Annotated in this window: 22 protein-coding genes; 7 read left to right on the forward strand and 15 right to left on the reverse strand. The window is 72.1% G+C overall.

Annotation, left to right across the window (positions count from 1 at the left end; translation table 11 throughout):
* Positions 1–4: 4 nt before the first annotated feature.
* The 4 genes from OG470_RS04775 to OG470_RS04790 form a co-directional block, all read right to left on the reverse strand.
* Complete coding sequence (locus tag OG470_RS04775) at positions 5–652, reverse strand: hypothetical protein (protein WP_328421152.1); 648 nt, start codon at positions 650–652, stop codon at positions 5–7.
* A gap of 32 nt (positions 653–684) precedes the next feature.
* Positions 685–1,743 carry a type III polyketide synthase gene (locus OG470_RS04780; RefSeq protein ID WP_328421154.1) on the reverse strand — a complete coding sequence of 353 codons (1,059 nt, stop codon included), beginning with the start codon at positions 1,741–1,743 and terminating at the stop codon, positions 685–687.
* An 84-nt stretch (positions 1,744–1,827) separates the two neighbouring features.
* Positions 1,828–2,997, reverse strand: a complete 1,170-nt coding sequence (locus OG470_RS04785; RefSeq protein WP_328421156.1) for an acyl-CoA dehydrogenase family protein — start codon at positions 2,995–2,997, stop codon at positions 1,828–1,830.
* Positions 2,998–3,039: 42 nt separating this feature from the next.
* Positions 3,040–3,810, reverse strand: a complete 771-nt coding sequence (locus OG470_RS04790; RefSeq protein WP_328421158.1) for a class I SAM-dependent methyltransferase — start codon at positions 3,808–3,810, stop codon at positions 3,040–3,042.
* 46 nt (positions 3,811–3,856) lie between these two features.
* On the opposite strand from OG470_RS04790, the gene OG470_RS04795 reads away from it, so the two are divergent.
* From OG470_RS04795 to disA, 4 genes are all read left to right on the forward strand, one after another.
* Positions 3,857–4,696 (forward strand): UbiA family prenyltransferase, encoded by an 840-nt coding sequence (locus OG470_RS04795; RefSeq protein ID WP_328421160.1) that lies wholly within the window; start codon positions 3,857–3,859, stop codon positions 4,694–4,696.
* A gap of 139 nt (positions 4,697–4,835) precedes the next feature.
* Positions 4,836–5,627 (forward strand): hypothetical protein, encoded by a 792-nt coding sequence (locus OG470_RS04800; RefSeq protein ID WP_328421162.1) that lies wholly within the window; start codon positions 4,836–4,838, stop codon positions 5,625–5,627.
* Positions 5,628–5,712: 85 nt separating this feature from the next.
* Positions 5,713–7,170: a DNA repair protein RadA gene (gene radA / locus OG470_RS04805; protein WP_328421164.1), complete on the forward strand. Its 1,458-nt coding sequence runs from the start codon at positions 5,713–5,715 to the stop codon at positions 7,168–7,170.
* A gap of 131 nt (positions 7,171–7,301) precedes the next feature.
* On the forward strand, positions 7,302–8,486 hold the full coding sequence (disA, locus tag OG470_RS04810; RefSeq protein WP_328421167.1) for a DNA integrity scanning diadenylate cyclase DisA: 1,185 nt from the start codon (positions 7,302–7,304) through the stop codon (positions 8,484–8,486).
* A 6-nt stretch (positions 8,487–8,492) separates the two neighbouring features.
* Here the strand turns inward: disA and OG470_RS04815 are convergent, their stop codons facing one another.
* The 3 genes from OG470_RS04815 to OG470_RS04825 form a co-directional block, all read right to left on the reverse strand.
* A complete protein-coding gene (locus tag OG470_RS04815) occupies positions 8,493–9,203 on the reverse strand; it encodes a hypothetical protein (protein WP_328421169.1) in 711 nt (236 codons plus the stop codon).
* A gap of 118 nt (positions 9,204–9,321) precedes the next feature.
* Positions 9,322–9,918, reverse strand: a complete 597-nt coding sequence (locus tag OG470_RS04820) for a peptide deformylase (RefSeq protein ID WP_328421171.1) — start codon at positions 9,916–9,918, stop codon at positions 9,322–9,324.
* Positions 9,915–10,427 carry a glycine cleavage system protein R gene (locus OG470_RS04825; RefSeq protein WP_328421173.1) on the reverse strand — a complete coding sequence of 171 codons (513 nt, stop codon included), beginning with the start codon at positions 10,425–10,427 and terminating at the stop codon, positions 9,915–9,917. The genes OG470_RS04820 and OG470_RS04825 overlap by 4 nt, the downstream gene beginning before the upstream one ends.
* A gap of 96 nt (positions 10,428–10,523) precedes the next feature.
* Here OG470_RS04825 and OG470_RS04830 point away from each other — a divergent pair, with 96 nt between their 5' ends.
* Positions 10,524–11,435 (forward strand): A/G-specific adenine glycosylase, encoded by a 912-nt coding sequence (locus tag OG470_RS04830; protein ID WP_328421175.1) that lies wholly within the window; start codon positions 10,524–10,526, stop codon positions 11,433–11,435.
* Between the two features lie 193 nt (positions 11,436–11,628).
* On the opposite strand, the gene OG470_RS04835 is transcribed toward OG470_RS04830, so the two are convergent.
* From OG470_RS04835 to lysS, 3 genes are all read right to left on the reverse strand, one after another.
* On the reverse strand, positions 11,629–14,160 hold the full coding sequence (locus OG470_RS04835) for an ATP-dependent Clp protease ATP-binding subunit (protein WP_328421177.1): 2,532 nt from the start codon (positions 14,158–14,160) through the stop codon (positions 11,629–11,631).
* A gap of 511 nt (positions 14,161–14,671) precedes the next feature.
* Positions 14,672–15,016 carry a histone-like nucleoid-structuring protein Lsr2 gene (locus OG470_RS04840; RefSeq protein ID WP_328421179.1) on the reverse strand — a complete coding sequence of 115 codons (345 nt, stop codon included), beginning with the start codon at positions 15,014–15,016 and terminating at the stop codon, positions 14,672–14,674.
* Positions 15,017–15,125: 109 nt separating this feature from the next.
* Positions 15,126–16,634, reverse strand: coding sequence for a lysine--tRNA ligase (gene lysS / locus OG470_RS04845; protein ID WP_328421180.1), 1,509 nt, complete (start codon positions 16,632–16,634; stop codon positions 15,126–15,128).
* Between the two features lie 88 nt (positions 16,635–16,722).
* On the opposite strand from lysS, the gene OG470_RS04850 reads away from it, so the two are divergent.
* Positions 16,723–17,466 carry a class I SAM-dependent methyltransferase gene (locus OG470_RS04850; protein WP_328421182.1) on the forward strand — a complete coding sequence of 248 codons (744 nt, stop codon included), beginning with the start codon at positions 16,723–16,725 and terminating at the stop codon, positions 17,464–17,466.
* A gap of 10 nt (positions 17,467–17,476) precedes the next feature.
* Here OG470_RS04850 and OG470_RS04855 read toward each other — a convergent pair whose 3' ends face one another.
* Positions 17,477–18,235 carry a type III pantothenate kinase gene (locus OG470_RS04855; RefSeq protein ID WP_252417322.1) on the reverse strand — a complete coding sequence of 253 codons (759 nt, stop codon included), beginning with the start codon at positions 18,233–18,235 and terminating at the stop codon, positions 17,477–17,479.
* A 118-nt stretch (positions 18,236–18,353) separates the two neighbouring features.
* Here OG470_RS04855 and OG470_RS04860 point away from each other — a divergent pair, with 118 nt between their 5' ends.
* On the forward strand, positions 18,354–19,445 hold the full coding sequence (locus OG470_RS04860; protein WP_328421187.1) for a hypothetical protein: 1,092 nt from the start codon (positions 18,354–18,356) through the stop codon (positions 19,443–19,445).
* 39 nt (positions 19,446–19,484) lie between these two features.
* On the opposite strand, the gene nadC is transcribed toward OG470_RS04860, so the two are convergent.
* The 4 genes from nadC to panD form a co-directional block, all read right to left on the reverse strand.
* Entirely contained in the window at positions 19,485–20,381 is an 897-nt protein-coding gene (gene nadC / locus OG470_RS04865) for a carboxylating nicotinate-nucleotide diphosphorylase (RefSeq protein WP_328421189.1), read from the reverse strand.
* Positions 20,382–20,434: 53 nt separating this feature from the next.
* Positions 20,435–22,129, reverse strand: a complete 1,695-nt coding sequence (locus tag OG470_RS04870) for an L-aspartate oxidase (RefSeq protein ID WP_328421191.1) — start codon at positions 22,127–22,129, stop codon at positions 20,435–20,437.
* A 108-nt stretch (positions 22,130–22,237) separates the two neighbouring features.
* On the reverse strand, positions 22,238–23,122 hold the full coding sequence (locus OG470_RS04875) for a septum formation family protein (RefSeq protein WP_328421193.1): 885 nt from the start codon (positions 23,120–23,122) through the stop codon (positions 22,238–22,240).
* A 96-nt stretch (positions 23,123–23,218) separates the two neighbouring features.
* Positions 23,219–23,647, reverse strand: coding sequence for an aspartate 1-decarboxylase (panD, locus tag OG470_RS04880; protein ID WP_089018653.1), 429 nt, complete (start codon positions 23,645–23,647; stop codon positions 23,219–23,221).
* Positions 23,648–23,660: the final 13 nt, after the last annotated feature.

Raw genomic sequence — 23,660 nt, forward strand, 5'->3', positions numbered from 1 at the left:
ACGGTCAGGGCAGCGCGGCCAGTTGCGCCTCGACCTCGACCGGCTGCTCCCCCGCCGTCGACAGCGACACCCGGATCAGCCCGCCGGTGGCGTCCACCTCGCTGACGCTGACCGTGCCGTCGCAGTCGACCCGGGGCGACCCGGCGATCTGGGCGCCGGTGATCACCAGCAGCATGGCACCCGGCCCGGTGCACCGGTACTGGAGCAGATAGCGGGCGCCGTCGTCGGCGGACTGCCGGGTCACGGGCTGCCCCGGGGTCAGCGTCGCCCGCTCCCGCCAGATCGTCTCGCTGAACCGGGGCAGCCCACCCGACGCGTCCCCCTGGAAGAAGAACTCGCCCGAATCACCGTCGATGTCGGTGATCCAGCCCGTCTCCGGGTCGATCGACACCCCCGGCGCGCGTCGCACCTCGGTGGCCTCGCCCGTCTCGGGATCCACCAGCGCCGTCACCCCCTCACCCGGCACACCGCTGGCCATGACGCGGTCCAGTGCCGTGCTGACGGTCGGCCCAGCGGTCGGAGCGGCCGTCGCCGGACCAGCCGTCGGGGCGGGAGCAGCGGCCCGCCACCACCAACCGCCGACGGCCAGGGCAGCCAGGGCCACCCCGGCCAGCACCGCCGACCGCAGCCGATCATCCGCCTCCGAATCCATGCGGCGAGCGTACCGGCCGGACTGCGGGACGCTCAGCCCTGTCGATCCAGCAGGGCGGCGTACAGGGTGAGGCCGGGACCGAACGCCAGCATGACGATCCGTCGAGGCGCCGACGTCGCGCGGCTCAATCGGTCCAGGATCAGCAGCACGGTAGGAGACGAGCAGTTGCCGTGCTCGTCGAGCGTCGCCCGGGACGCTGCCAACGCCTGCGGCGGCAGGGCCAACTCCCGCTCGACCACGTTGAGGATCCGCGGCCCGCCCGGGTGCACCGCCCAACCGTCCACCTCGGAGCCGGTGGTGCCATGCCGGGCCAACAGGTCGTCGACCAGCCCACGGACATGCCTGGAGAGCACCTGCGGCACCTTCGGCGACAACCCCATCCGGAAGCCGGTGTCGGTGACGTCCCAGGTCATGTGGTCGGCGGTGGACGTGTCGGTCACCGCCGTGACCTCGCGCAGCGCGTACCCCGGGCCGCCCGGCACCACCACGGCGGCGACCGCGGCGTCCGAGAAGAGTGCGTGCGAGACGATCTGCTGGGTGTCCACCCTGGCGCTGGACGGCTGGATGTGCAGGCTGGTCAGCTCCGCGCAGAGCAGCAGCGCCGGACGACCCCGTGCGGTGACGAAGTCGCTCGCCGCGCCCAGCCCGGGCAGCGCCGCATAGCAGCCCATGTGGCCGACGAACATCCGCTGGGTGTCCGGGGCCATGCCGAGGTCCCGGGCGAGCAGGATGTCCAGCCCAGGGGTGGCGTACCCGGTGCAGGAACAGACGATGAACAAACCGACGTCACCGGCACCCAGCCCGGCAGCGGTCAACGCGCGGCCGACCGCCTCCTTGCCCAGCGGCAGCGCCTCAACCTGGTAGCGGCGCATCCGTCGCTCGGTCGGCCAGTCCGAGGCGTCCTCCAGCAGGGGATTGACCGCCGCCTGCCGTCGCGTCACGCCCGAGTTCGCGAAGATCCGCTGGGCCAACGACCGGGTGGTGCCGGAGAAGTGCCGGGAGAAGAAGCCCTCCCACAACTCGTCCTGTGAAGCGGACGGCGGTTGCGCCGTCCCGAGCCCCGCGATCACTGGTACGGACACGATCCCCACCTCTCGTCCGACGCTGTCCTCCCGCTTGCCGTCCCGCCGGCCACCCGCCCGGCCCATCCCCCGTGGCAGTCGAGCCGCTGCGGCTCACCAACGCGGGGCCGATCCGTCGCGGTCCGGGTCTCCGCCCAACGCGGCGATGCCGAGCCAGTCGGCGCAGACGTCCGAGGTGGCCGGATGCAGTGAGCCACAGCGGGCGTCCCGGTAGAGCCGCTCCAACGGATGGCCGCGCCGGGTCGCCGAGGTGCCCGCCGCCTCCAGCATCGACGCCGCCACCTCGGCGGCCGTCGTGCCGGCCAGCAGCTTCGCCCGCCACACCCAGCGGTTGGTCTCCGCGTCGCCCGGCGTCTCGTCCACCCGACGGGCCGCCTCGGCCACCACCAGTTGGGCCGCCGCCGTCGCCGCGTCCGCCCGCCCCAGCCGGGCCCGCACCGCCGGCAGGCCGGCCAAATTGCGGGCGTTGAGATGCTCGGCCGCCGCGTCGATCGCCGCCCGGGCCACCCCGACGTAGACCGCCGCGTAGCTCGCCACCAGCCAGTGGGGCATCAGCTGGGCGACCACCAGGGCCAACCCCTCCACCCCGCCGAGCAGCCGGTCGGCCGGCACCGTGACGTCCAGGTGCAGGTCATGGGAGGAGGTTGCGCGCATGCCGAGCGCGTCCCAGGTCGGCTCGACGGTCAGCCCGTCCGGGCCGGACGGCACCAGGAACTGGGAGACCACCGACTGGTCGGCGGAACTGCGCGCGGCCACCAGGTAGCCATCGGCGTGCCCGGCACCGGAGCAGAAGGTCTTGCTGCCCTTGAGGTGCCAGCCCTCGTCGGTCGCCTCGTAGACCGTGCTCAGCTGGGAGAGCCGTGCACCCGCGCCGCGCTCACTCATGGCGACCGCGTACCAGGAGCCGTGCGCCGCGGCGGTGAGCAGCCGGTCCCGGGCGGCCAGCGCCTCGTCCGGCACACCCAGCGCCTCGGCCAACTCCTCGGTGACCGCGCCGAGCGCACCCGTCACCGAGGCGTGCATGTTGAACACCAGGGCGGTGGCGCCGTTGCCCCGGGCAAGCTCGGTAGCCACCGCGGCGTACTCGGCGAAGCTGGCGCCCAGGCCACCCAGCGCCCGGGGCACCATCAGCCCGAACAGGCCGGCCTCCCGCAGGTCACGGAAGTCCTCGACCGGAAAGGAGCCGTCCCGGTCGTGCTCCGCCGCTCGCGCGGCGAACCGCGGCGCCAACCGGCGGGCCGCCTCCAGCGCGTGCACCGTCATATCGCCCCCTCCTCGGCGTCCCATACCCCCGCCACGGCCCGACTATCCGTTGCGGACCCCCCGGCCCTGGTACAGCACTGCGGTGGACCAGGTCGGCACGATGCGTGGGGCACGGCCGGCGGCCGCGCCGGGCGTCCGAGACGCGCGAGCGCGCCGCAGCAGCCAGGCGAGCATGCCACCAAATTGGGGTCGGATGCCGCGCAACCGCAGCTCGACACCGTGTCGCGCGCACTCGGTCACCAGCGCGTGGGCGTCCACGAACAACTGTGGATCGTGGATGCCGCGCGGCACCGCCGGCAGTCGCTCCGCGATTCGCACCGCGACCAGACGGGCCAGCACCGTGTCGTTCAGAGTGTCCAGCACCAGTACGCCGCCCGGGCGCAGCAGCCGGCACGCCTCGGCCACCGCGCGCGGCCAGGCCGGCACATGTTCCAGCAGCTCACCGGCGGAGACCACATCGGCGCAGCCGTCGGGGAGCGGGACCGCGGTGACGTCGGCCTGGAGCACGCGTACCCCGTGCTCCGCGGCCTGGACCAGCGCCGAACGGGTCAGGTCGACGCCGACGTGCCGGTATCCCTTGCCGGCCAGGTGCGGCGCGAGCAGCCCGGCACCGCAGCCCAGGTCGACCAGGAGCGCGTCGGGGCGGGTGGCGGGCGGCACCATCGCCGCGCGGGCCTCGGCCAGCCAGTGCAGCATCGCGAACGCGCCATCCGGCCGCCACCACTCGCCGGCCAGGTCGTCGTACTGGCGCGGATCGTTACGCGGCAGCACCCGGGGGCCGGTGGACGCCGCGGCCGCAGCCACGTCTCGCATGGCACCGAGCGTGGCACGACTGCTCGGTAACGACCAGACTTCCCTTATGTCGTCGAGGGTGTTAGGGCTGGTCAGGGCGAGCCATCCGGAACCGGCCGCAGCGGTGACCACGGTGGCCGGTCTGCTGGCCTGGGGAGTGGGGCACCGGCCCGCCGGAATCGCCTCGGTGGTGCTCGCCGTGCTGGCCAGCCAGCTCGCCGTGGGCTGGACCAACGACGCGCTGGACGCCGAGCGGGACGCCACGGTGGGGCGTACCGACAAGCCGGTCGCCGCCGGCGCGGTCGGCCGCCGCACCACGGCCTGGGCCGCGACGGCGGCCGCGGTGGCCTGCCCGCTGCTGGCGCTGACCACCAACCCCACGGCAGCGTTCTGGCTCACCGTCGCCCTGGTCTCCGCGCTGCTCTACGACTGGCCGCTCAAGGCCACCGCCTTCTCGGTGCTGCCGTACGCGGTCTCCTTCGGCGCGCTGCCCGCCTTCGTGGTGCTGGCGCTGCCCGGTGAGCCGACCCCGCCGGCCTGGCTGCTGGCGGCAGGTGCCTGCCTGGGCGCCGGCGCGCACTTCGCCAACGTGCTCCCCGACCTGGCCGACGACGCCCGCACCGGAGTGCGTGGCCTGCCGCACCGACTGGGTGCGGCAGGCAGCCGGGTGGCCGCGGCCGCGCTGCTGCTCGCGGCAACCGCGGCCCTGGTGCTCGGGCCGCCCGGGCCGCCGTCGGCGATCGGGGTGGCGGCGATCGGCACGGCCGCCGTGGTGCCGCCGCTGAGCTGGTACGCCGGACGCTCGGCGGTCCGGGCCGGCCGGCGGCCGGTGGCCGCCTTCCGCGCGGTGATGCTGGTGGCCCTCATCGACGTGGTCCTGCTGGTGGCGAGCGGTCGGGTGGTGTGACCGGTACCCGGGGAGGTGGCATTGCCGGGTCCGCGTGCGGGCCTCGATCAGCCCCAACTACCCTGGAGCGCGGTCTGCGCGGGTATGGCCACCGTGCCCGGCGTGCGGCCGGGTGGGGATCGTGACGAGGAGGACCGACGTGACGCGCTCGATCAGGGGATCCCGGCGGGCGGCCCTGCTGCTGTCCGGGATTGCGGCGGCCACCAGCCTGCTGGTGTCCGGGTGCGGCGCCGGCCAGATCGCCGAGACCGCCAAGAAGGCGCCGTCGGTCCAGGGCGTCAACCTCTCGGCCGGCAACGGCGCCTTCGCGGTACGCGGCCTGCTGGTCGAGTACCCGGGCGTCGAGGGCTACCGGGCCGGGCAGGACGCCGCGCTCAACGCCGTGATCTACAACGACTCGAAGGAAACGGTGACGGTCACCGTCACCACCGAGAGCGCCCGCGAGGTGGTGATCAGCGGCGGCTCGGCGAGCGCGTCGCCGTCCGCCTCGGCGCCGCCCTCCGCCAGCCCGTCCGCCTCCGAGTCCGGCACGCCCAGCCCGTCGGCCTCCGAGTCCGGCTCGGCCAGCCCTTCGGCGACCCCGTCCGAGACCGGGTCGTCCTCGGCCACCCCGTCCGCCCCGGAGTCGGCGCGGGCGTCGGGCTCGGCCAGCCCCTCCACCCCGGGGGAGCCCGCCCGCATCGAGCTGGCACCGCTGAGCTACCTCCAGCTCAACTCCGAGGCCACCACGCAGCTCCGGCTGATCGGCCTGACCGAGGCGCTGCGCTCCGGCCAGAACGTCTTCGTGACCTTCGACTTCGGCAACGGCAACGCGGTGACCGGCCCCGCGCCGATCGCGGTGCCGCTCACCCCCGCGGCACCCCCGTCGCCGATCATCGAGCGCGAGGGCGGCTACGAGGGTGAGGAAGAGGGTGGCTCCGGCCACGGCTGACCAAACCCCGGCATCGACAAACACCCCGGCGTGGTGACCACCACGCCGGGGTGTTTTCGTCGTACGCGAGGGCTAGCGTCCTGATGTGACCACCTCCCGATCGACCTCTCCGCGCGGCGGCACGGCCAGTGGCGCCCGCGGTCGATCCACCGCCCGCGAGCCGCGTCCGGCCTACGAGTGCGACGCCTGCGGCCACCAGCCCCCCAAGTGGGTCGGGCGCTGCCCGGAGTGCGGCGAGTGGGGCGCGGTGGTCGAGAGCACGGTGACCGGTCCGACGGTTTCCGGTCGGGTGGTCAGCTCCCGGCTGCCGGCCGAGCCGGCCCGGCCGATCGCCACCATCAGCGCCGCGCCGGCCCGCGCCCGGCCCACCGGGGTGAGCGAGCTCGACCGGGTGCTCGGCGGCGGCCTGGTCCCGGGCGCGGTGGTGCTGCTCGCCGGCGAGCCCGGCGTGGGCAAGTCGACCCTGCTGCTGGACGTGGCGCAGCAGTGGGCCGCCGGCTCCGGCACCCCCTCGCTGGTGGTCAGCGGGGAAGAGTCGGTCAGTCAGGTGCGGCTGCGCGCCGAGCGGATGGGCACCCTGCACGACCAGCTCTACCTGGCTGCGGAGAGCGACCTGGCGGCGGTGCTGGGGCACCTCGACGCGGTCAAGCCCGGCCTGCTGGTGCTCGACTCGGTGCAGACCATCTCGACCACCGCCAGCGAGGGGGTTCCCGGTGGCGTGACCCAGGTCCGGGCGGTCACCGCCGCGCTGGTCGCGGTGGCCAAGGAGCGGGGCATCGCCACCGTGCTGGTCGGGCACGTCACCAAGGACGGCCAGGTGGCCGGGCCCCGGGTGCTGGAGCACCTGGTCGACGTGGTGCTGCACTTCGAGGGTGACAAGCACTCCTCGCTGCGGCTGGTGCGCGGCGTCAAGAACCGGTTCGGCGCGGCTGACGAGGTGGGCTGCTTCGAGATGCACGAGGGCGGCATCAGCAGCCTGGCCGACCCGTCCGGGCTGTTCCTGACCCGCTACTCGGAGCCGGTGCCGGGCACCTGCGTGACCGTGGCGATGGAGGGGCGCCGCGCCCTGGTCACCGAGGTGCAGGCGCTGATCGGCGCGACGGTGGCCGGCTCACCCCGACGCACCGTCTCCGGCCTCGACTCAGCCCGGTTGGCAATGGTTCTCGCGGTGCTGCAACGCCGCACCGAGCGGCTGACCCTGCATGACCGGGAGGTCTTCGCGGCCACCGTGGGCGGCATCCGGGTCGTCGAGCCGGCCGCCGACCTGGCGGTCGCGTTGGCGGTCGCCTCCGGCGGGCTCAACCTGGCCATCGCGCCGCACCTGGTGGCGATCGGTGAGGTGGGGCTGACCGGCGAGGTGCGCCGGGTCGGGGCGGTGCCGCGCCGGCTGGCCGAGGCGGCTCGGCTGGGGTTCAAGGTGGCCCTGGTCCCGCCCGGTTGCGGCCCGGCCAGCACCGGTGCCGGCCCTGAGCAGATGCGGGTGACCGAGGTCACCGATGTCCGCTCGGCCCTGCACCATGCGGCCCGCGCGTCCGCCGAGTGACCCACCGTGTCGACGTGGAGGGCGATACCGGACAGCGCGCCGCAAGCGGGAAACGGTTGGAAGGGCGGCATCGTGACACATCACAGTAACCACGACAGCACCCACCGCACCGCAGTCCGTAGACTGTGCCCGTGCCGATCGACCGCGATACCACCAAGCCTGCCGGCGCGCCGCCTCACGCCCGCACCGGTGGCATGGGCTCGCCCGCCCGCCCGATCAGCGTGAACGTGACCGCGGGTGCCACCGGGAGCGCCGGGGATCCGCTGCGCGCCAACCTCGCCCTGATGGCACCCGGCACCGCGTTGCGCGACGGGTTGGAGCGCATCCTGCGCGGCCGCACCGGCGCGCTCATCGTGCTCGGTTACGACAAGATCGTCGAGGGTCTGTGCACCGGCGGCTTCCCGCTGGACGTGGAGTTCTCCGCGACCCGGGTGCGGGAGCTGTGCAAGATGGACGGCGCCGTGGTGCTCTCCAGCGATGGCACCCGGATCGTGCGGGCAGCGGTGCACCTGATGCCCGACCCGTCCATCCCGACGGAGGAGTCCGGCACCCGGCACCGCACCGCCGAGCGGGTGGCCCGGCAGACCGGCTACCCGGTCATCTCGGTCAGCCAGTCGATGCGCATCATCAGTCTCTACGTCAACGGTCAGCGGCACGTGCTCGACGACTCGGCGGCCATCCTCTCCCGGGCCAACCAGGCGCTGGCCACGCTGGAGCGCTACAAGCTCCGGCTGGACGAGGTCTCCGGGACGCTCTCCGCACTGGAGATCGAGGATCTCGTCACCGTGCGGGACGCGGTGGCGGTGGTGCAGCGGCTGGAGATGGTCCGCCGGATCGCCGACGAGATCGCCGGTTATGTGGTCGAGCTGGGCACCGACGGCCGGCTGCTCGCACTCCAGCTCGACGAGCTGATGGCCGGCGTGGACGCCGACCGGACACTGGTCATCCGGGATTACCTGCCGGTCGGCCGCAAGTCCCGCACCCTGGACGAGGCGCTGGTCGAGTTGGATCTGCTCGGCGCGACCGAGCTGATCGACCTGGTGGCGGTGGCCAAGGCGATCGGTTACCCCGCCGCATCGGACGCACTGGACGCCGCCGTCAGCCCTCGCGGTTTCCGGCTGCTGGCCAAGGTGCCCCGACTGCCGGTGCCGGTGGTCGACCGCCTCGTGGTGCACTTCGGCAGCCTCCAGCGGCTGCTGGGCGCGACGGTGGAGGACCTGCAGGCCGTCGAGGGGGTTGGTGATGCCCGGGCCCGGGGCGTCCGCGAGGGGCTGTCCCGGCTCGCCGAGGCATCGATCCTGGAGCGGTACGTCTGACCCGGCTCAGCCGGTGATGGTGATCTTCAGCGGTGCGCTCAACTTGGTGCCGACCCGGGCGAACACCTGGTACGTCCCGGCCGGCGGGAAGGGCCCGGCAGCCAGCCCGCTGTTGTCGCACCGGGTGGTGTCCCGTCCGTTCCAGCCCACCTGGTAGGAGCGCTCGAAGTTGGGGGTGAAGGACTGCACGTCCGACCCCTTCACCTTGCCGCAGGTGTCCGACGACCAGATCTTCTCGGCACCGGACTTGATGAAGATCTCCTGGAGATCGGCGCCGACGTTCCGGCTGCACGTCCGGTCCGACGTGTTCTTGATCTTGAGGTGAAGGTCGACCACCGCCCCGCGCTGCACCGAGGTGGGCTGCGCCACGGAGGTCACGCTGATCTCCGCGTCGGTGCAGGTGCCGTCGTCCACCGATCCGGCGGCCGCATCCGGCGGCACCACGTTGCTGGTGATCTCGGGGCTCGGCTCCCCCGTATCAGGATCGGCGGACCCGGACGCTGGCGGAGCCCCGGTCTGCGGTGTCAGCACCGACCCCCCGGGACCCGGGGTCGCGGCGGACGTCGGAGTCGCCCCCGCCTGCGGTTTGCCGCCCGAGCGGCCCGAGCCGGTGCAGGAATAGAGCAGGACAATCAGGAAGAGAAGCCCCGCTCCGAGTACGACGACACGACGCCGCCAGTACACGGCGGGTGGCAGGGGGCCGACCGTCAGACGCATGATGCCCCCCACCGTAGCGGCGCGGCCCCCGCCAGGCCGGCGCGACGCGCCGGAACGTCACCGACTCGACCTACCGCGCGTCCACTAAGGACGGACAAGTCGATCGTCCCGTGCCCGATCAGAGGTAGACCTTGCGCTGATAGACCGCATGCGCGCCGGCCACCCGGTCCAGGAAGAGCAGCCCGGCGCAGTGGTCGATCTCGTGCTGCAACGCCCGCGCCTCGAAGCCGTCGGTCACCAGCCGGATCGGCTCCCCGGTGCCCGGCAGGTCCCCCTCCACCACCAGCCGGCTGGCACGCTTCACGTCCCCGGTCAGGGCCGGCACCGACATGCACCCCTCCCGGCCCGGCTTCCACCGGGTCGCCTCGACCACCCGGGCGTTGCAGAGCACGAAGGTGCCGTGCACGGTGACCGCCTTCGGATGCCCGGTGACATCAACAGCGAAGACCCGGGCACCCACCCCGATCTGCGGTGCGGCCAGGCCGACGCAGCCCGGCGAGACCCGCATCGTGGCGACCAGGTCGGCGGCCAGCCGGACCGTCTCCTCGGCGGTCGGATCGACCTCACCGCCGACCCGACTCAAGACCGGGTGCGGGGCCGACACCACCGGCCGCACCTCGCCCGGCACTGCCAGCGAATCCGGCGTCCAGTCGCCCAGGCCGGCGTACGTCTCGACGTCCCGGCCGGTGTCCGCCCCACTCCGCTCGCCGGTCACAGCAGGTCCGGATCCGCCGGCCGGAGGGTCACCTCGACGCCCAACTCGGTGGCCGTACGGTGCAGCCGGCCGATCAACGTGTCGGCGACTCCAGCCGGCAATTCGACCTCGGCCAGCACCACGTAGAGCGAGCCGGCCAACCGGGTGCTCAGGTCGGTGACGTTCCCACCAGCGTCCACCAGCACCCGGGTCATCGCCGCGACGATGCCCATCCGGTCCGACCCGTGAACCGCCATCACGTACGGCTCGCCCACCGGGGGCACCTCGGCGTCCGGGGTGACCGCGCGTACCGTCGCCAACAGCTGACCCTCGGCGGCCAGCGGTGCCAGCGCGGCCTCGACGTCGGCGGCGGCCGGGCCGGTGCAGATGAGGGTCATCGCGAAATGCCCCCGCAGCCGGGTCATCGTGCTGTCGGTGAGATTCGCGCCCAGTCGGGCCAGCACCTCCGCGACGTCGGCCACGATGCCCGGCCGGTCCCGGCCGATGACGGTGATCGCGAGCTCGTTCATCCGCGCATTCTGCCCGATCCGTCCGCTGCCGCAGTGGCACCCCGCCCGAGCCGCCCATCCAGCGGGAATGCGCCGCGTGACATCATCGACGACGCGATGACTGAGCCCGATTTCGCCACCATGGTCAGCCGGTGGTACCAGCAGCACGCCCGTGACCTGCCATGGCGCGAACCCGGCGTCAGCCCGTGGGCCATCCTGGTCAGCGAGGTCATGCTCCAGCAGACGCCGGTGGTCCGGGTGGTACCCGCCTGGCAGGCATGGCTGGCCCGCTGGCCGAACCCGGCCGCGCTGGCGGCGGACAGCCCGGCCGAGGCGATCCGGATGTGGGGACGCCTCGGCTACCCCCGCCGGGCGGTCCGGCTGCGGGAGTGCGCGGTCGCGATCGTGGACCGGCACGGCGGCCAGGTGCCGGACCGGCTGGAGCAGCTGCTGGCGCTGCCGGGCGTCGGCACGTACACGGCGCGGGCGGTGGCCGCGTTCGCGTACGGGCAGCGGCACCCGGTGGTCGACACCAACGTGCGCCGGGTGGTCTGCCGGGCGGTCGCCGGCGAACCGGACGCCGGGCCGGTCACCCGACCGGCCGACCTGGTCGCCACGGAGGAGCTGCTGCCGGTGGAGCCGGCCGCCGCGGCGCTGGCCAGCGCCGCCTTCATGGAGCTAGGTGCGGTGATCTGCACGGCCCGGTCACCACGCTGCGCGGCCTGCCCGGTCGAGTCGGTCTGCGCGTGGCGGGCCTCCGGGCAGGAGGCACCGACCGGACCGACCCGCCGGCCCCAGCGGTACGCGGGCACCGACCGGCAGGTACGCGGGCTGCTGCTCGGGGTGCTCCGGGAGTCGACCGGGCCAGTCCCGCACCAGCGGCTGGACCAGGTCTGGACCGACGACGTGCAGCGCGCCCGTGCCCTGGCCGGTCTGGTGCACGACGGGCTGGTGGAACCCGCCGGTGCCGACTCCTTCCGCCTCGTCGGCGACGGCCCGTCCCTGCCCACCCCCGACCTCACTGCCTGACCCGCGGGCCGGCCCGTGCGGCGGTGATCGACTCCATATCGCGGACATCGGGGCCTACCGACGCGAGGACACCGCGACATCGCCGACACCGAGTCGATCACCGCAACGATCCCGGCCGAGGCGGACGGACAGCGGAAAAGGCGAGGCCCCGGTGGCTTGCGCCACCGAGGCCCCGCCCTCGCTGCTGGTCTTGCTACTCGTCCGCGCCTGCGGCGGCGGTGCCGCCGAGATCGGCCGGTACGGCGTCCGGAACCTCGACCGGCTTGTCCGCGCCATGGAAGACGAGCTTGGACTTGTCGATGTCGTTCGGGTCGCCCTCGCAGTCCACCACCACGATCTGACCCGGGGTCAGCTCGTTGAACAGGATCCGCTCGGAGAGGTTGTCCTCGATGTCGCGCTGGATCGTGCGACGCAGAGGACGGGCACCGAGCACCGGGTCGAAGCCCTTCAGCGCCAGGTACTTCTTGGCGTTGTCGGTCAGCTCCAGACCCATGTCCTTGTTGCGCAGCTGCGTCTCGATCCGCTGGATCATGATGTCCACGATCGAGAGGATCTCGTTCTGGCGCAGCTGGTGGAAGACGATGGTGTCGTCGATCCGGTTGAGGAACTCAGGCCGGAAGTGCTGCTTGAGCTCGTCGTTGACCTTCTGCTTCATCCGGTCGTAGTTGGACTCGGAGTCCTCCGACGCCTGGAAGCCGAGCGACACCGCCTTGGCGACGTCCCTGGTGCCCAGGTTGGTGGTCAGGATGATGACCGTGTTCTTGAAGTCCACGATCCGACCCTGACCGTCGGTGAGCCGACCGTCCTCCAGGATCTGGAGCAGCGTGTTGAACACGTCCGGGTGGGCCTTCTCGATCTCGTCGAAGAGAACCACCGAGAACGGCCGACGCCGCACCTTCTCGGTCAGCTGCCCGCCCTCGTCGTAGCCGACGTAGCCGGGAGGGGCACCCACCAGCCGGGAGACCGTGTAGCGGTCGTGGAACTCGGACATGTCCAGCTGGATAAGAGCATCCTCGCTGCCGAAGAGGAACTCGGCGAGCGCCTTGGACAGCTCGGTCTTACCCACGCCGGACGGGCCGGCGAAGATGAACGAGCCCGACGGGCGCTTCGGGTCCTTCAGGCCGGCCCGGGTACGCCGGATCGCCTTCGAGACCGCCTTGACCGCGTCCTCCTGGCCGATGACGCGCTTGTGCAGCTCGTCCTCCATGCGCAGCAGGCGCGAGGTCTCCTCCTCGGTCAGCTTGTAGACCGGGATACCCGTCCAGTTGCCGAGCACCTCGGCGATCTGCTCGTCGTCGACCTCGCTGACGACGTCCAGGTCACCGGCCTTCCACTCCTTCTCCCGCTGCGCCTTCTGGCCAAGGAGCTGCTTCTCCTTGTCGCGCAGCTGGGCGGCGCGCTCGAAGTCCTGCGCGTCGATCGCGGACTCCTTGTCGCGACGCACCTGGGCGATGCGCTCGTCGAAGTCGCGCAGGTCTGGCGGCGCGGTCATCCGGCGGATCCGCATCCGGGCGCCAGCCTCGTCGATCAGGTCGATCGCCTTGTCCGGCAGGAAGCGGTCGGAGATGTACCGGTCGGCCAGCGTGGCGGCTGCCACGAGAGCGGCGTCGGTGATCGAGACGCGGTGGTGGGCCTCGTAGCGGTCGCGCAGGCCCTTGAGGATCTCGATGGTGTGCGCCAGCGACGGCTCGCCCACCTGGATCGGCTGGAACCGGCGCTCGAGCGCAGCATCCTTCTCCAGGTGCTTGCGGTACTCGTCGAGCGTGGTGGCACCGATGGTCTGCAGCTCACCACGGGCCAGCATCGGCTTGAGGATGCTCGCCGCGTCGATCGCGCCCTCGGCGGCACCCGCACCCACCAGGGTGTGGATCTCGTCGATGAACAGGATGATGTCGCCGCGGGTGCGGATCTCCTTGAGCACCTTCTTGAGGCGCTCCTCGAAGTCACCGCGGTAGCGGGAACCGGCGACCAGCGCACCGAGGTCGAGCGTGTAGAGCTGCTTGTCCTTGAGCGTCTCGGGCACCTCGCCCTTGATGATCTTCTGGGACAGCCCCTCCACCACGGCGGTCTTACCGACGCCGGGCTCACCGATCAGGACCGGGTTGTTCTTGGTACGGCGGGAGAGCACCTGCATGACCCGCTCGATTTCCTTCTCGCGCCCGATGACCGGGTCGAGCTTGCCCTCGCGGGCGGCCTGGGTCAGGTTGCGGCCGAACTGGTCCAGCACCAGGCTGGTCGACGGCGCGGCCTCACCCGGCGCGGCGCCAGCGGCGGCCGGCTCCTTGCCCTGGTAGCCGGAGAGCAGCTGGATCACCTGCTGGCGGACCCGGTTGAGGTCGGCGCCGAGCTTGACCAGCACCTGGGCGGCGACGCCCTCACCCTCGCGGATCAGACCGAGCAGGATGTGCTCCGTGCCGATGTAGTTGTGGCCGAGCTGCAGCGCCTCGCGCAGCGACAGCTCCAGCACCTTCTTGGCCCGAGGCGTGAACGGGATGTGCCCGCTCGGCGCCTGCTGGCCCTGGCCGATGATCTCCTCGACCTGCTGGCGGACGCCCTCCAGGGAGATGCCGAGGCTCTCCAGGGCCTTTGCCGCGACGCCTTCACCTTCGTGGATCAGGCCCAGCAGGATGTGTTCCGTACCGATGTAGTTGTGGTTGAGCATCCGGGCCTCTTCTTGGGCCAGGACGACAACCCGTCGCGCTCGGTCGGTGAACCGCTCGAACATGCCCTCGTGCTCCTCACGTGCCGTGCGCCTTGATGGTCTAGATCTTGGCGGGGCCGGTGCACGAACGTCCGGGACGGGCGTCCGTGCCTCCTTACTCTATCGTCGCTGACCGACTCAGCTGAGGTCGTGTGTCTCCGGTGTGGGTCGGTTCCACGTTGTTTTGGACAACCGTCCGCGCTCAGGAGGTGTTCCGGTACCCCTGTCGCTACGCGCAGAGCGAAATCCGACTGGCGCGACGGAAGCCCTCTCCCGGCCCTGAGAGGCTCCGAGAGGGGGGTCAGCGCTGGCGACGAACGCCGCGCCCGACCCTGGGGGAAGTTGTCCACAGGCTGTGGATAGCTGCTCCACTGGTTGTGGACAACGTCGGGCGGGCGGGAATGCTTCCCGGACGCTCCGCTGGCCCGACGACCCCCGCCGGCGGCCGTGGATACGGCGACGCCGGCCCGGAGAATGCTCCGGCCCGGCGTCGTGTCGCCCTGCGGTGGCCGATGGCCACCAAGCTGCTGACGGATCAGCGCTTCGCGTGGAACTCGTCGACGATCTCCTGCGGGATTCGACCCCGGTCCGAGATGTCCTTGCCGGCCTTCTTGGCCCAGTCCCGGATCGCCTTGTTCTGCTCCCGGTCAGCGGTCGCGCCACCCCGACCGCGGGCAGCACGCCCACCGATCACCACGCCGCCCCGGCCCACCTTGGTGCCGGCGGCCACGTACGACGCAAAAGCGTCGCGCAATTTCGCGGCGTTGGAACTCGACAGGTCGATCTCGTACTGGACGCCGTCGAGGGCGAACTTGACGGTCTCGTCAGCGTCCCCGCCGTCCAGGTCATCGACCAGCTTGTGAATGATCTGCTTGGCCACGTCCCACATTCCTTTCGAGCAGGGTCTCCTGCTAACGAGAGCACAATAACCCGTGCTCTGCTCGCCCCGTCAATAGGATGCGGTATCGACCCGACGCGAGCCGCCGAGACTACTCGGGGCGCACCAACGGGAAGAGGATCGTTTCCCGAATTCCGAGCCCGGTCAGGGCCATCAACAGCCGGTCGATTCCCATTCCCATACCGCCGGCCGGCGGCATTCCGTACTCCATCGCCCGGAGAAAGTCCTCGTCGAGACGCATCGCCTCGTCGTCGCCACGAGCGGCGAGCTGCGCCTGGGCCAGCAGCCGGTCCCGCTGCACCACCGGGTCGACCAGTTCGGAGTACGCGGTGCCCAGCTCGAACCCGAGCACGTACAGGTCCCACTTCTCCGCCAGCCCCGGCTCGTCACGGTGGGCCCGGGTGAGCGGGCTGGTCTCCTCCGGGTAGTCCCGGATGAAGGTGGGCGCCTCCAGGCCGGGAACGACCAGTTCCTCGAACAGTTCCTCGGCCAGCTTGCCCGGGCCCCACTTCGGGTCCACGGCCAATCCCACCTTGTCCGCGTACTCGACCAGTCGGGACCGTTCGGTGCGGACCGTGACCTCCTCGCCGAGTGCCTCGGAAAGCACCCCGAACAGGGTTACCGACCGCCACTCCCCGCCCAGGTCGAACTCCCGCCCGTCGGCGTGGGTCACCACGGTCGAGCCGCTGACCGCGACCGCCGCCTGTTGCACGAGATTGCGGGTCAACTCGGCCATCGTGTTGTAGTCGCCGTACGTCTGGTACGTCTCCAGCATCGCGAACTCCGGCGAGTGCGAAGAGTCGACACCCTCATTACGGAAGTTGCGGTTGATCTCGAAGACCCGGTCGACGCCGCCGACCACTGCGCGCTTGAGAAACAGTTCCGGAGCGATTCGCAGATACAGGTCAGTGCTCAACGCATTGCTGTGAGTCACGAACGGTCGGGCCGCCGCGCCGCCATGCAGCAGTTGCAACATCGGCGTTTCCACCTCGATGAAACCCTGTCCGTGCAGCGAATCGCGCAGGCTGCGCACCGCCGCGGCCCGGGTACGGACCATCTGCCGGGCCTGCGGCCGGACGATCAGGTCGACGTAGCGCTGGCGGACCCGCGCCTCCTCGGAGAGCGGCTTGTGCGCCACCGGCAGTGGCCGCAGCGACTTGGCGGTCATCTCCCACCGCTCGGCCAGCACGGACAGCTCGCCCCGGCGACTGGTGATCACCTCGCCGGTGACGCCGACGTGGTCACCGAGGTCGACCAGGCGCTTCCAGTCCTCCAGGCGTTCCGGCCCGACCCGATCCAGGGAGAGCATCGCCTGCAGCTCGGTGCCGTCCCCGTCGCGCAGGGTCGCGAAGCAGAGCTTGCCGGTGTTACGCACGAAGATCACCCGACCGGTGACCGAGGTCTGGTCGCCGGTGGCGGTGTCGGTGGGCAGGTCGGCGTAACGGGCCCGCACCTCCGCCAGGGTGGCCGTGCGGGGAAATCCGACCGGGTACGGCTCGACGCCGTCGGCGAGCATCCGGTCCCGCTTCTCCCGGCGGACCTTCATCTGCTCGGGAAGGTCGTCGGCGGGGTCCACTGGCACGGCGTTCTGCTCGGTCACGGCACGCTTCCTCGTCACGGAGATACAGGGGGTCAGGCCCGAGCGTACTCAAGCGCCTGGGGGGCTGTTACCGGATAACCTGCCCGCCATGGTCGATCACACTCATGCCCTCTCCTTCGGCGCTGCGGCGAGCGATTATGACCGGTTTCGCCCCACCTATCCGGAGGAGGCGGTCCGCTGGGCGCTCGACGGGCTGAACGACGCCGCCCAGGTCGTCGACCTCGGCGCCGGCACCGGCATCCTGACCCGCGTCGTACGGGCGCTCGGCCACCAGGTCCAGCCGGTGGAGCCCGACCCCGGCATGCGGGCCCAACTGGACGCCGCCACCCCCGGTCTCACGGCCCTGGCCGGCAGCGCCGAGTCGGTGCCACTGCCGGACGGCACCGCCGACGCGGTGCTGGTCGGCCAGGCCTACCACTGGTTCGACAAGGAGCCCGCGCACGCCGAGGTCGCCCGGGTGCTCCGGCCGGGTGGGATGTTCGCCCCGATCTGGAACGTTCGGGACGACCGGGCGGCCAGCTGGATCGCCGAGTTGAGCCGGATCGCCGACCTCCGGGACAACTCCGGCGACCTGCTCCAGCAGGTCACCGGCTTCGGCCCGGCCTTCGGGCCGGTGGAGCTGGCCCAGTTCGCGCACCGGACCCGGCTCACCCCGGAGCAGCTACTCGGCATGGTGCGCACCCGCTCCTACTGGCTGACCGCCAGCCCGCAGGAACGGGACGAGGTCGACCGGAAGGTCCGAGACCTCCTGGCCAGCCACCCGGACCTGGCCGGCCGGGAGACCATCGAACTGCCGTACCGGACGCTGGTCTTCCGCGCCCGACGGCGCTGAACCGCCGGGGTCACAGGTTGCGGTCGTAGACCATCCGCAGGCCGATCAGGGTGATCATCGGCTCGTGGTGGGTGATGCTGCGGCACTCGTTGATCACCAGGGAGGCGAGACCGCCAGTGGCGATCACCGCCTTCACCGTGCCCAACTCCTCGGTCATCCGCTCGACGATGCGGTCCACCTGCCCGGCGAAGCCGAAGTACAGGCCGGACTGGAGGCATTCCACGGTGTTCTTGCCGATCACCGAGCGGGGCTTGGTCGCCTCGACCTTGCGTAGCTGGGCGGCGCGCGCGGCGAGTGCGTCGAAGGAAATCTCGATGCCCGGTGCGAACGCCCCCCCGAGGAACTCGCCCCGACCGCTGATCACGTCGAAGTTGGTGGTGGTGCCGAAGTCCACGACGATCGACGGCCCGCCATAGAGGGTGTACGCGGCCAGGGTGTTCACCACCCGGTCGGCGCCCACCTCCTTCGGGTTGTCGATCGCCAACTGCACGCCGGTCCGCACCCCGGGCTCGACGATCACGCTCGGCAGGTCGGCGTAGTAGCGGCCGAGCATGGTGCGCAGTGACCGCAGCGCGGCCGGCACCGTGGAGCAGGCGGCCACGCCGGTGATCTCGACGTTGTCCCCGGCGAGCAGGCCCCGGAACATCAGACCCAGCTCATCCGCCGTCGAGCGGGCATCGGTCTTGATCCGCCAGGAGTGCACCAGCTTGTCGCCGTCGAAGGTCGCCAGCACGGTGTTGGTGTTTCCGATGTCGATGCAGAGCAGCACGCACGCAGCCTAGACAACGACCGTACGGGCGGGTGCGGACCGGGTTGCGGACCGTATCCTTGTCGCATCGCGACATGAACATGGGTCAATCCACGGCGCGGCCGGACGGGGAGCGGACATGTCGGGGACGTGGTGGGTGCGGGGCCGGAACACCCTGCGCCGGCGTAGGCGGCATGTGCTGGTGCTGGTCGCACTGGCCGGCGGCGCCATCTGGATGGTCGTGCAAGCGTGGCGGGCGTCCCTGCGGGAGGCCGGCAGCTTCGCCGGCGATCTCTACCTCAACATCGGCGCCGCGCTGATCATGACGCTGCTGACCTACGTGGTGCTCAACCCGCTCTTCCGCGAACTCCAGACGGTCAGCATCATCGAGCACCCGCGACTGGACCGAGACGCGCTGATCGAACGGGTCGCCCAGTCCCGGGAGATCGTGGCCATCCTGGAGACCTGGACCAGCATGCTGGAGGGCCCGTACGCGTCCCGGTTCGTGGCGGCGCTGCGCTCCGCGCTCGTCAACGGCGCCGCAGTCAAGGTGCTGCTGCTCGACCCGGATTCGCCGGCGGTCCGGCTGCGCGGCGAGGAGCTGCGCCGGCGGGACGCCTCGGTGGCCATCCTCAACAACATGTGGCACCTGGCCCGGCTCGCCGAGGAGCTGCCCGAGTCGGCCCGGGCCCGGCTCCAGGTCCGGGTGTACAGCGCCGCCCCCTCGGTGCAGATGTACCGCTGGGACGGCAAGGCGTTCATCTCGTTCTTCCCGGTCCAGGGCAGCACCTTCGACACCCAGCAGATCGAGGCGTTCGTCTCGACCCCGCTCGGCGAGTTCGTCGACGACCGGTTCGCCGAGCTGTGGGAGACCGCGCCGGTGGAGGACCTGGCGGCCTGCCTCACCCTGCGGCTCTGCCTGCGCCAGGCCGGTCGGGACCTGGAGACCTGCGAGGCGCTCTACGTCCGCTCCGACGGCGACTGGTACATCGCCGGCACCGACCTGGTGCGCAACGTGGCCCGGCACGGCCTGGCCGGGCTGAGTGTGGTGCTGGACCGGCCCGAGGCGGAGGGCGAGACCTTCGCCATCGGCGAGGCCGACGAGCTGCCGCCCGAGATCTACAACCGGGTGCTGGAACTCTTCCGGGCCAAGTACGGCCTGGACGGCCGGCAGGACACCGAGAACCGGGTGATCTTCAACCTGGCCGCCACCTCACTGACCACCGTCTGAGGCCCGGCCCGCCGCGAGTAGCGCCGGGCCGGACACCCGTCACTCGATCCGCAGGTCCATGGCGATGTCCAGAATGGGCGACGAGTGGGTCAGCGCGCCCACCGAGAGGAAGTCGACGCCGGTGGCCGCGTACCGGCCGGCCACCTCCAGGGTCAGGCCGCCGGTCGCCTCCAGCTCCGCCCGGTCCCCCACCGCCGTCACCGCTTCCGCGAGCGTCTCCGGCGTCATGTTGTCGCAGAGCAGGAAGCCCGCACCGGCCTCCACCGCCTCCACCGCCTCGCCGACCGTGGTCACCTCGACCTGCACCGGCACCTCCGGGAACGCCTCCCGGACCCGCCGATAGGCCGCGGTGATGCCCCCGGCGGCGAGCTTGTGGTTGTCCTTGATCATGGCCACGTCGTAGAGGCCCATCCGCTTGTTGGTGCCGCCGCCAGCCCGCACCGCGTACTTCTCCAGCTGCCGCAGGCCCGGCGTGGTCTTGCGGGTGTCCAGCACCATCGCCTTCGTGCCGGCCAGCGCATCCGCCCAGGCACGGGTGTGGGTGGCCACCCCGGACATCCGGCAGAGCAGGTTGAGCGCGGTGCGCTCGGCGGTGAGCAGCAGCCGGGTCGGCCCGGTCACCGTCGCCAGCACGTCGCCGCGCGCCACCCGCTCCCCGTCACGGGCCAGCACCGACACCTCGACGGTACGGCCGAACCCGGTCACCTCTCCGACCAGCTCGAACACGGCGGCGGCCACCGCCATCCCGGCCACCACGCCGTCCGCGCGGGCCACCAGGTCGGCGGTGTCGGTCTGCTCCGCCGGGATGGTGGCCACGCTCGTGACGTCCAGGAAGTCCGGCCCCAGGTCCTCGACCAGCGCGTTCTCGATCACCCGCCGCACCTGCGCGGGGTCCAGTCCGGCCGCCCGCATCGCCTGCCGCGTCGACTCCGTCATGACCTTCTCCGTTTCCGACTGCGGGGCCTGCAAAATCGGCTCACTCCTCGCGCTCACCGCATTCCCTCCCACTGCTGCGTCAACCGGCCCTGCGCCCCGACTGACCCGACCAGGTGACCCAGCCACCGCTCGTCGGCCGTGGGGAAGTCCTCCCGCCAGTGGCAGCCCCGGGTCTCACCGCGGGCGTACGCGGCGGCCACCAGCGTCGATGCCACGGTGAGCAGGTTGGTCGCCTCCCAGTCGGCGGTCCGCGGTCGGCCTCGAGCGGTACCCACCTCGGTCAGCGTGCCGGCCGTGTCGGCCAGCGTCGCGGCCGAGCGAAGCACCCCGGCGCCCCGGGTCATCGCCCGTTGCAGGGCCGGCGTCGTCTCCGTCGGGAGCACCCAGCCCGCACCGCCGCGCCAGGCGCCGGTGTCCGCCGGTTGGACCTGCTCGGGGAGGCCGGCCGCGATGTCCTCGGCGATTCGCCGGGAGAAGACCAGGCCCTCCAGCAGCGAGTTGCTGGCCAGCCGGTTCGCACCGTGCACGCCCGTGCACGCGACCTCGCCGCAGGCGTACAGGCCGGGGATGGACGTGCGGCCGCGCAGGTCGGTGCGGACGCCGCCGGAGGCGTAGTGCGCGGCCGGGGCGACCGGGATCAGGTCGGTGGCCGGGTCCACGCCGATCGCCAGGCAGGACGCCACGATGGTCGGGAACCGGGCGGCCAGGAAGGTCCCACCCAGGTGCCGGGCGTCGAGGAAGACGTGGTCCGCGCCGGTGGCCAGCAGCACCCGGTGGATGCCCTTGGCCACTACGTCCCGGGGGGCCAGCTCGGCCAGCTCGTGCTGGCCCACCATGAACCGCTTGCCGTCCGCGTCCACCAGGTACGCGCCCTCGCCACGCAGCGCCTCGGAGACCAGCGGCTGCTGCGCGTGGCCGGCACCGGGCACGCCCACGCCGGACGGGGTGATCAGGGCGGTCGGGTGGAACTGGACGAACTCCACATCGGTCACCGCCGCGCCGGCACGCATCGCCAGCGCCACGCCGTCCCCCGTGGAGACCGCCGGGTTGGTGGTGGCGGCGAAGATCTGCCCCATCCCGCCGGTCGCCAGCACCACGGCCCGGGCCAGCAGCGCGCCCACACCATCCTCGCTGCCCTCGCCGAGTACGTGCAGGGTGATTCCGCAGGCCGGGCCGAGCCCGTCCGGGCCGTCGCCGGGGGCACGCAGCAGGTCCAGCACCAGGGCGTGCTCGACCAGCCGGATCCACGGGTCGCGTTGTACCGCCTCGTGCAGGGCCCGCTGCACCTCGGCTCCGGTGGCGTCTCCGCCGGCGTGCACGATCCGGTCCGCCCGGTGCCCTCCCTCACGGGTCAGCATCAGCGAACCGTCCGGGTTGCGGTCGAACTCGGCGCCGATCCGGATCAGCTCCCGCAGCCGGAGTGGGCCCTCCTCGACCAGCACCCGGACCGCCGCCGGGTCGCAGAGCCCGACACCGGCGATCTCGGTGTCCGACGCGTGCGCCGCCGGGGTGTCCGCCGAGTCGAGCACGGCGGCGATGCCGCCCTGCGCCCACCGAGTCGAGCCGTCGTCGATGTTGACCTTGGTGACCACCGTGACGTGCAGGCCCGCCTCGCGCAGGTGCAGCGCCGCGGTCAACCCGGCCACCCCGGAACCCACCACGATCACGTCGGTGGTCTCCACCCAGCCGGGCGCGGGCGCGGCCAGCAACGGGGGCAGCGCCGGCAGGTCGACGGTCGGAAGGTCCATCCCCCCAGTCAACCCGAACCGTCCTCGCCCCGGGCGGCCGGGGCACGACGAGTGGTATGGGCTACCCCGTCCGGCGCCGGCCTTGCCGCGCCGGACGGTTGGCCGTGGTCACTTCGTCCGAACCGGCAGGCCGGCCGGGCCCGCGCCCCGCAGCGAGCCGGTCGCCGTACGGTCGCTGAGCCACAGGTAGCAGCGGAACCCCCGGTCGCCGACCCGCCAGCGCCCCGCACCCGGCGGGCGGACCACCACACCGCTGCGGAATCGCAGCTCGGCGTCGTCCGGCACGCCCACGTACCGGCCGAGGATCGTGCGGCAGCCGGTGTAGAGCGGAGCCCAGTCCGCGTCCCGGGTCGGGTACGGCGTGTCCGGTGCCCGCCAGACCCCGACGAACTCGGCGTCGTGGCGGACACCGCACTCCACCGGGACCAGCGTCTGCGCGCCCCGGACGGTCGCGCCGCGGGTCTGCTGGCAGCCCAACCGCAGCGCGGAGACCCCCTTCAACGCGTCCCGCAGACTGCCCGACCGGACCACCACGGTGGCCGCCGCCTCGACCGTGGTCAACTCGGTGAGATCGCACCGGTACCAGCGGGAATCCGCCGCCCAGCCCGGCCCGGACGGCAGCGCCACCGACAGCCGCAACCGGCCGGCCCGCCAGTCGTCGCCCACGTACCCGGTGGCCCGGGTGTCGCACTCGGCGAACGCGCCGCGCAGCTCGGCAGAGCCGCCGGCCCGCTCGACCGGGAACGCCCCCACGTGCACGGTCTCCTCCCGGTGCGGGCCGGCACAGTCCATCGGCTGATAGCCGGCCAGGGTGACGACGTCGGTGAAGTCGGCGGCCTGACACACGCCGGCGGCCGGGGTGAACGGCACCGCCGGTGGCAGCGCCGCCCAGTCGTCGGTCAGATCACCGTCCAGGCCGCCGGCCCTGGCGCAGCCGGCCAGCAGAACTGCCGTCACAGCAGCGGCGAACAGGGTCGTCATCGCACGGCGCATCGCGGCCTCCCCCAGCCACCGACCAGCTTCCGACGGCGTGCCAAGGGTAACCGGAAATGACCTTCCGGTGACAGACCGGAATCGCCGTGCGTGGGATCAGGCGCTCGCCACGGCCAACGGGCTGGGCACCGGGTCGCCGGCCGTGCCCGGTGCCGCCGCAGCCGGATCGGCGCCCAGCTCGACCACCCGGTTGTCCGCATCGACGTGCACCACCCGTGGCCGGTACGACCGGGCCTCGGCGTCGTCCATCTGCCCGTACGAGATCAGGATGACCAGGTCACCGGGGTGCACCAGGTGCGCGGCAGCGCCATTGATGCCGATCACGCCGCTGCCCCGCTCGCCCGGGATGACGTACGTCTCCAGCCGGGCCCCGTTGGTGATGTCCACGATCGCCACCTGCTCGCCGGGGAGCAGGTCGGCAGCGTCGAGCAGGTCCTCGTCCACCGTCACCGAGCCGACGTAGTGCAGGTCGGCCTGGGTCACGGTGGCGCGGTGGATCTTCGACTTGAGCATGGTCCGCAGCATCGGGGTGGCCTTT

The sequence above is a fragment of the Micromonospora sp. NBC_00389 genome, assembly GCF_036059255.1.
Taxonomy (GTDB): domain Bacteria; phylum Actinomycetota; class Actinomycetes; order Mycobacteriales; family Micromonosporaceae; genus Micromonospora.

Bases quoted from the DNA above. Each gene is read 5' to 3' on its own strand.
- OG470_RS04775 (WP_328421152.1), bottom strand. From the start codon at position 652: ATGGATTCGGAGGCGGATGATCGGCTGCGGTCGGCGGTGCTGGCCGGG.
- OG470_RS04785 (WP_328421156.1), bottom strand. From the start codon at position 2,997: ATGACGGTGCACGCGCTGGAGGCGGCCCGCCGGTTGGCGCCGCGGTTC.
- OG470_RS04790 (WP_328421158.1), bottom strand. From the start codon at position 3,810: ATGCGAGACGTGGCTGCGGCCGCGGCGTCCACCGGCCCCCGGGTGCTG.
- OG470_RS04795 (WP_328421160.1), top strand. From the start codon at position 3,857: ATGTCGTCGAGGGTGTTAGGGCTGGTCAGGGCGAGCCATCCGGAACCG.
- OG470_RS04815 (WP_328421169.1), bottom strand. From the start codon at position 9,203: ATGCGTCTGACGGTCGGCCCCCTGCCACCCGCCGTGTACTGGCGGCGT.
- OG470_RS04825 (WP_328421173.1), bottom strand. From the start codon at position 10,427: ATGAACGAGCTCGCGATCACCGTCATCGGCCGGGACCGGCCGGGCATC.
- OG470_RS04830 (WP_328421175.1), top strand. From the start codon at position 10,524: ATGACTGAGCCCGATTTCGCCACCATGGTCAGCCGGTGGTACCAGCAG.
- OG470_RS04835 (WP_328421177.1), bottom strand. From the start codon at position 14,160: ATGTTCGAGCGGTTCACCGACCGAGCGCGACGGGTTGTCGTCCTGGCC.
- OG470_RS04850 (WP_328421182.1), top strand. From the start codon at position 16,723: ATGGTCGATCACACTCATGCCCTCTCCTTCGGCGCTGCGGCGAGCGAT.
- OG470_RS04860 (WP_328421187.1), top strand. From the start codon at position 18,354: ATGTCGGGGACGTGGTGGGTGCGGGGCCGGAACACCCTGCGCCGGCGT.
- nadC (WP_328421189.1), bottom strand. From the start codon at position 20,381: ATGACGGAGTCGACGCGGCAGGCGATGCGGGCGGCCGGACTGGACCCC.
- OG470_RS04870 (WP_328421191.1), bottom strand. From the start codon at position 22,129: ATGGACCTTCCGACCGTCGACCTGCCGGCGCTGCCCCCGTTGCTGGCC.
- OG470_RS04875 (WP_328421193.1), bottom strand. From the start codon at position 23,122: ATGCGCCGTGCGATGACGACCCTGTTCGCCGCTGCTGTGACGGCAGTT.
- panD (WP_089018653.1), bottom strand. From the start codon at position 23,647: ATGCTGCGGACCATGCTCAAGTCGAAGATCCACCGCGCCACCGTGACC.